At 38.9% G+C, this 360-nt stretch carries 1 protein-coding gene; it reads right to left on the bottom strand.

Annotated elements, in window-relative coordinates:
* Positions 1-230: transposase (locus tag FS458_RS20465; RefSeq protein ID WP_186320672.1), on the bottom strand; the 230-nt coding region annotated here is incomplete at its 3' end.
* Positions 231-360: the final 130 nt, after the last annotated feature.

Here is a 360-nt window from a genome sequence, read left to right on the forward strand (position 1 = left end):
CCTTCGGCATTGGATTTACTCCATTTTGCATAGTAGCGGTAAACATTTTGCCATTTGGGATAATCTCTTGGTAAAGCACGCCACTGGCAGCCTGTACTCAGAACATAGAGTAGTGCATTGAACACATCATAAAGGTCATACTTTCGCGGACTCGTGCGTTTGCTAAACGTTTCTAGTTCCTCACGAATGATCTCGAATTTTTCACGGCTGATATCACTTGGATAAGACATACACTCATCTCCTGTTTTTGCATACATCCTAACATATTTATGAGACTATAAACAGGTTCTAACAGATTGGCGATATTTCATTATTTTGATAAAAAAGGACGTGTTAATGAAACGTTACCATACACAAGAG

This window comes from Fictibacillus phosphorivorans (assembly GCF_007673525.1).
GTDB lineage: Bacteria > Bacillota > Bacilli > Bacillales > Fictibacillaceae > Fictibacillus > Fictibacillus phosphorivorans_C.